The sequence below is a fragment of the uncultured Mycobacterium sp. genome (assembly GCF_964249325.1).
In the GTDB taxonomy this organism is placed as follows: domain Bacteria; phylum Actinomycetota; class Actinomycetes; order Mycobacteriales; family Mycobacteriaceae; genus Mycobacterium.
The window spans coordinates 1-5,999 of the sequence record NZ_CAXUCH010000191.1; the positions used below are offsets into that span (position 1 = coordinate 1).

At 65.7% G+C, this 5,999-nt stretch carries 7 protein-coding genes; 4 read left to right on the plus strand and 3 right to left on the minus strand.

The genetic code is table 11. From position 1 onward, the window contains the following. Positions 1-1,021, minus strand: a 1,021-nt coding sequence (locus ACFE99_RS19220) for a hypothetical protein (protein ID WP_375488024.1), incomplete at its 3' end; no start/stop codon positions are given. A gap of 267 nt (positions 1,022-1,288) precedes the next feature. On the opposite strand from ACFE99_RS19220, the gene ACFE99_RS19225 reads away from it, so the two are divergent. Further along, the gene (locus ACFE99_RS19225; RefSeq protein ID WP_375488025.1) at positions 1,289-1,513 is read left to right on the plus strand and encodes a hypothetical protein; all 225 of its coding nucleotides are present in this window, start codon (positions 1,289-1,291) and stop codon (positions 1,511-1,513) included. Positions 1,514-1,688: 175 nt separating this feature from the next. Here ACFE99_RS19225 and ACFE99_RS19230 read toward each other — a convergent pair whose 3' ends face one another. After that, on the minus strand, positions 1,689-2,117 hold the full coding sequence (locus ACFE99_RS19230) for a hypothetical protein (RefSeq protein WP_375488026.1): 429 nt from the start codon (positions 2,115-2,117) through the stop codon (positions 1,689-1,691). 230 nt (positions 2,118-2,347) lie between these two features. Here ACFE99_RS19230 and steA point away from each other — a divergent pair, with 230 nt between their 5' ends. Both steA and ACFE99_RS19240 read left to right on the plus strand, forming a co-directional pair. Then, positions 2,348-3,529, plus strand: coding sequence for a putative cytokinetic ring protein SteA (steA, locus tag ACFE99_RS19235; protein ID WP_375488027.1), 1,182 nt, complete (start codon positions 2,348-2,350; stop codon positions 3,527-3,529). Between the two features lie 12 nt (positions 3,530-3,541). Beyond that, the gene (locus tag ACFE99_RS19240) at positions 3,542-4,486 is read left to right on the plus strand and encodes a copper transporter (RefSeq protein ID WP_375488032.1); all 945 of its coding nucleotides are present in this window, start codon (positions 3,542-3,544) and stop codon (positions 4,484-4,486) included. A gap of 200 nt (positions 4,487-4,686) precedes the next feature. Here ACFE99_RS19240 and ACFE99_RS19245 read toward each other — a convergent pair whose 3' ends face one another. Continuing rightward, positions 4,687-4,977: a hypothetical protein gene (locus ACFE99_RS19245; protein ID WP_375488028.1), complete on the minus strand. Its 291-nt coding sequence runs from the start codon at positions 4,975-4,977 to the stop codon at positions 4,687-4,689. Between the two features lie 122 nt (positions 4,978-5,099). On the opposite strand from ACFE99_RS19245, the gene ACFE99_RS19250 reads away from it, so the two are divergent. Next, on the plus strand, positions 5,100-5,810 hold the full coding sequence (locus ACFE99_RS19250) for a Clp protease N-terminal domain-containing protein (protein WP_375488029.1): 711 nt from the start codon (positions 5,100-5,102) through the stop codon (positions 5,808-5,810). Positions 5,811-5,999: the final 189 nt, after the last annotated feature.

The following is a 5,999-nucleotide window of genomic DNA, read 5'->3' on the forward strand; positions in this document are numbered from 1 at the left end:
CAAATGCGCGGGCCGCGCCCGTCGCATCGATCGCCTGATAGACGGTGGTGCGGTTGACCGAGATGTGCTGCACCCCTGCCGAGTGGAACATGTCCTGCGCCCGGCGCGGGTCGGCGGCGTAGTTCAGCGCCGCGCGCGGCTCGTAGACCGCCACCTGGTTGATGGTGGCCGTCGGTGTCGGCACGGTGCGCGCCAGCAGCCCGGTGGGATCAAGCGGCAAGGTGGCGAACTGGTCGGCCGGGGTGGGCATGAACCGGTCGATCAACGGCCCCTGCATATCCAGGGTGTCGGTAACGAGTTGCGCGGCGATGTCCGCGGACTCCTTGGACCCGGCGAACTGATAGAAGACGTACGGCCCGTGCGCCGTGAACGCCTCGACGTCGAAGCCGTTGTCGATGTTGGTCACAGTGGCCAGGGTGGCGGGATAGCGCGGGATCGCGATCGGGTTGGCCGGTGTGGTCCGAAACGACGCGCTTTGGTCCTGGGCGGCCATGTCGCCCGCCGCCGCGGCGGCGTCTTGCGGACTGGCGAAGCGCAGCACCATGTTCAGCAAGATCTTGGCCCGCTCCGGCGGGGTGGGCCGCACCGAGGACCGCTCGGTGGAAAACCCCAGCAGGTAGTTGTGCGCGGCGGCGGTGGCCGGCACCGGGTCGGCGAGGATCGCGGCGATGTTTTCCGCCTTGGGCAGCACTGTTGTCGTGTTTGCCACCGGGGCCAGCAGCGTGGCGTCCACCTCCCAGGGAGCGACCACGTTGTTGGCCATGCGCTGAGCCTCAATATTGCGCCCGGCCGCCTCGCTGGGTACCTTGCCCAGCGCTCGGCCCGGCTTTTTCGGATAGTTGCCCGGATCGAGCAGCGCCACCTCTACTCCGGCGGGCGGCGCATCGGCGGCCTTGATTGCGCGGCCGTCCATCTCCATCGTGCAGCCGGCGACCAGCACCGCCGCACAGGCCGCAGCGGCGGCGCAGACCGCACCGACCACAAGCGACCGCACGGGCGACAGCGGGTGCTGCGTCATCACGGGCCAGACCATACCGCGACCGGGCGCATTCTCCGATCAGAACCTTCGCCGCCGTCAATGCTGGGCATAGCTCGCACCGCGGCGGCGGTCGCTTTCGCTGTGAGATCGCACCGACCCCGGATGTCGGCTAAACGCGCTAGCTTGATCTGCATGTGATGCACGCAGGGGAGGCATTGGCGTGAGGGGAGAATTGAACGGTGATCGCTCGCGCGGCGGCTCAGTGGGCCTGCCGGATGACTGCAGACGATGCAGGGCGAGAGGTGACTGATGATCAAGGCGGACGACCTTGGCCGCGAGATGTCCAAGTGTCCCGACTGCCAGGTGTTCAAGCGGGAAACCTGGAACTGGGATCGCGAGCCCCAACCGCATGTCTGGACGTTGCATACCGGCAGGACGCGGGCCTTCGGGGCGACCACGATCCCGCTGAGCACTAACTTCGTGCCGTGCGAAAAGCACCGCAAGGAACTCGAGCGGCGCCGGGGCGGACTCTGATCTCACCGGAGGAGCGGTTGGCTATCAAAGGCGAGTGTACCGCCAGGCCGCTACCGCAGCGCCGACTGAACGCCGTTCTGCCTCAACGTGTGCCGTTTACGGCGCGCCAGTGGCAAACGGACGGGGGATGGCCCACCATCGCCAATGACAGTCGGCCCCACGGAGATGGAGGCCATCAAGTGGCAGCAATCGAAACGCCAGCCGAATGGACGATCCAGTGGGACGTCGTGCTGCCGCCAGGCCACTGTTTACGCGCCAGCACGGCACCAGTCGGTTCGGCCATTACGAATTCATCGGTGACATCGGCGACGAACCGCTGGACGTACGTTTCACACCGTTTGGCGGTCAGCCCGTTGTGATTGGTCGACGCCTCGGCAAGGCGCGGGCATACCAGGCTTGCGTCGATCACAACAAGGCCCTGCTCCGTTCCAGAGGCGTGCTGACCTGAATAGGATTGCACCGCTTCGCACCGAAAGTTCTGCGGCGACACTCGTGCGACGAAGCGGCGGGCTGGCTCGTCGAATACGCCCGCGAACAGCAGGCCGAAATGCCAGTAACCGCCGTGGCTGGTCTGGTTCACCGCCCAGTGGTGCGTCTGGCTCAATACAGCATTCGGTTTGAACATCCGCCGTGCTTGTGTCTCCCCCGGTCACCGGCCACAATGGCAACCGCAGCGGCTAAATCAGTGGTCAGCGTCGCCAAGTCTGGCGGTGGGCTGGCTGCAGCAGTCGACGAGCCGTAGTGCTGTGGCGGATGTGACAATTTATAACTAGTGAGGCTGCTGTTACGGCGCGCCTACTCGGGCCCGGGTGGTTGCGCCGACAGAATCGCCGCATGAAGATGTCAGCGCTTCTGTCTCGTAATGCTGAGCGGCCCGGGGTTGTCGGCACCGCCCGGGTCGACCGCGATATCGACCGGCTGCTGCGCCGGGTGGGTCCCGGTGACATCGTGGTCCTCGACGTGCTCGATCTCGATCGGGTCACCGCCGATGCGCTTGTCGACGCTGATATCGCCGGCGTCGTCAACGCGTCTCCCTCGGTGTCGGGGCGCTACCCCAATCTGGGCCCGGAGGTGTTGGTGGCCAACGGGGTCACCCTGATCGACGAGGCGGGCCCGGAGGTCTTCAAGAAAATCAAGGACGGCGCCAAAGTCCGGCTCTACAACGGTGGTGTGTATGCCGGCGATCGTCGGCTGATTCGGGGCACCGAGCGCACCGACCATGACATCGCCGACCTGATGCACGAAGCCAAAAGCGGGCTGGTCGCTCATTTAGAGGCGTTCGCGGGCAACACCATCGAGTTCATCCGCAGCGAAAGCCCGTTGTTGATCGACGGCATCGGTATTCCGGACGTCGACGTCGACATGCGCCGCCGACATGTGGTGGTGGTATCCGACGAGCCAAGTGCCGCCGATGATTTGAAGGCGCTCAAGCCGTTCATCAAGGAATACCAGCCGGTGTTGATCGGTGTCGGCGCGGGGGCCGACGTGCTGCGTAAGGCGGGATATCGGCCCCAGCTCATCGTCGGCGACCCCGAGCAGATGAGCGCGGAAGTCCTCAAATGCGGTGCGCAGGTGGTGTTACCGGCTGACGCCGACGGCCACGCAGCTGGGCTGGAGCGGATTCAGGACCTCGGGGTGGGAGCAATGACGTTCCCGGCCGCCGGCTCGGCCACCGACCTGGCCTTGCTGTTGGCCGATCACCACGGCGCCGCGCTGTTGGTCACGGCCGGGCACACCGCCAACATCGAGACGTTCTTCGACCGCACACGCGTGGCCAGCAACCCGTCGACCTTCCTGACCAGGCTGCGGGTGGGAGAAAAGCTGGTTGACGCCAAGGCGGTCGCCACGCTGTATCGCAGCCATATGTCGGCTGGCGCTGTTGCGCTTTTGGTGTTGACGATGCTGATCGCCGTCATTGCCGTGCTGTGGGTATCGCGGGCCGACGCCGTGGTGATGCATTGGGTCGTCGATTACTGGAACCGCTTCTCCCTGTGGGTGCAGGGCCGGATCACCTAGGCGGCGTTGACGGTGATATCCCTACGCCACCATGCTATTTCGCTGGCCGCGGTGTTTGTGGCGCTGGCGCTCGGCGTGGTCTTGGGGTCGGGGCTGCTGTCTGACACGGTGTTGTCCGGCTTGCGGGCAGAAAAGCGGGACCTGCACGCTCAGATCGACAGGCTCAACGACCAGAAGAACGCGCTGAACGAAAAGCTCAGCGCTGCAAACAGTTTCACGTCGCAAATGGCGGGCCACGTCGTCCACGACGCACTCGCGGGCAAGTCGGTGATCCTGTTCCGGACCCCTGAGGCCAAGGACGACGATGTTGAAGCAGTATCGAAGTTGATGGGGCAGGCCGGTGCAACGCTCAGCGGAACGGTGTCGCTGACCCAGGAGTTCGTCGACGCCAACTCCGCGGAGAAGCTGCGTTCGGTCGTCAACTCGTCGATCGTGCCCGCCGGCGCGCAGTTGAGCACCAAGCTGGTCGATCAAGGTTCTCAGGCCGGTGATCTGCTCGGAATCGCGTTGCTGATCAACCGTGATCCCGCGGTTCCCACCGTCGATGACGCCCAGCGCGACGTCGTGCTGGCGGCGCTTCGCGACACCGGCTTCATCTCCTACCGCTCTGACGCGCATATCGGGGCGGCGAACGCCGCCGTGGTCATCACCGGTGGTGGGCTTGGCGACGACGCCGGAAACCAAGGTGTGAGTGTGGCGCGGTTCGCCGCCGCACTGGCACCTCACGGCACGGGCACCGTGTTGGCCGGTCGTGACGGATCCGCCAGCGGAACGGCGGCTGTCGCCGTCACTCGTGCCGATCCCGGCATGGCATCGGCGATCACCACCGTCGATGACGTCGACGCCGCGTCAGGGCGGATCACTGTGGTCCTGGGTTTACATGACCTGATCAACGGCGGTCGTACTGGCCAGTACGGAATCGGCCACGGCGCCACCTCACTCACCGTCGCGCAGTAGCGCGGCTGCCGGACATGTCAGCGAGGCCAACGCGAAGCCGTCTAGGAACACACGGCACGCATGGGCACCGTCTTCGGTGATGGGCCGCTGACCACGTACAGGTATCCCCGGCTGGTCACCGCGGTGTCGCGCAGACCCCGATCAGCACAACAGCCGAGGTGAGTGTCATCCCGCGCGCCACCGCCCATACCCATGAGGACTCATGAGGCCGACGTGCACAGCCGGCTAGGCGTGTGTGGAGTCTTCCGTTTCGCCGTCGCCCCCCAGCCGCCGTACCGCACCGCGACCGCGGCCAGCAGCCCGCCCAGCGTCCACGCCGACCAGTAGACGCGCCGCCGCATCCACCGGTCCTCGACGCGGTCGGTTGCGAAGAAACCCAGCAGAATCACGACGATGCCAACGGCCAGGAGCGGCTTGCTCCACACCGGCTCACGGTGACCAGGGGCCGATCCGACGGCCGGCACACTGATCAGACCGATCGCTCGTATCACACTTCGATTCTCCCGGGCAGCACTGACTTAGCACCGGCTGCTGACCTACATGGCGCTAACTGGTCAAGCACTACTTTTCCTGCAAACATCCGGGCATAGGCCGCATTCGGCATGATGGTCGCATGTTCGAGCGGTTCACCGATGCGGCGCGGGCCGTGGTAGTCGCCTCGCAAGAGGCGGCGCGCGAACTACAGCATGACTACATTGGCACCGAACACTTTCTGCTTGGGCTACTGGCCCGGCCCGACACCGTGGCTGCCCGTGCGCTTGCTGGTCTGGGTGTTTCGAGCGACGATGTGCGACGCGCTGTGATCGACCGTGTCGGCATGGGCAGTGCGCCGGCCAGCGGCCACATTCCGTTCACCCCGCGCATGAAAAGCACGCTCGAGCACTCGCTGAGCGAGGCCGCCGCCTTGCAGCACCCCTATATCGGCACCGAACACCTGTTACTGGGGCTGCTGGGTGAGCCCGATGGGCTCGGCGCTCAAATCCTGGCCGAGGAGGCCGGGAACCTGTCGAAGGTTCGCGCCGCTGTGCTCAGCAAGCTCTCGGGTGAAGCGCCGGCCGACGGCGAACTCGGACCCGCTGAGCTTGGGCGACGCACCATGCTGATGCGCATCGCCGGCGACCGGATCACGCTCGATGTGACCGATCCGGCGTTGGTCGAGCTTGCGCACGAAGCGGTTGCGGCGCTCGGAGATCGCCTTGCCGAGCCGGGCGTGATCTCCGGCGATCTGCCGGTCGCCGCCGGCCTCGCCGCTGTGTGGCAGACCCTGCGCAACACCCTCGGCGACATCCGGCGCCACGGCTCAGCCCAACCCCCACACCAGTAGCTGAATGAGCAGTTGTGCGGACTTACCCGCCAAGCGCGGCCCAACGGTATGGCTGCTGGCCGCCAACTTGAGGCGTAGCAGGCAGTTTCGGTCACAGCAGCGGCAATCGGACCTAGCGCACGTATCTGCGATTTGCGCTGCCCCGCCCGCCGCTGCCGTCATCAGCTGCACTCTCGTGATTGTGATATC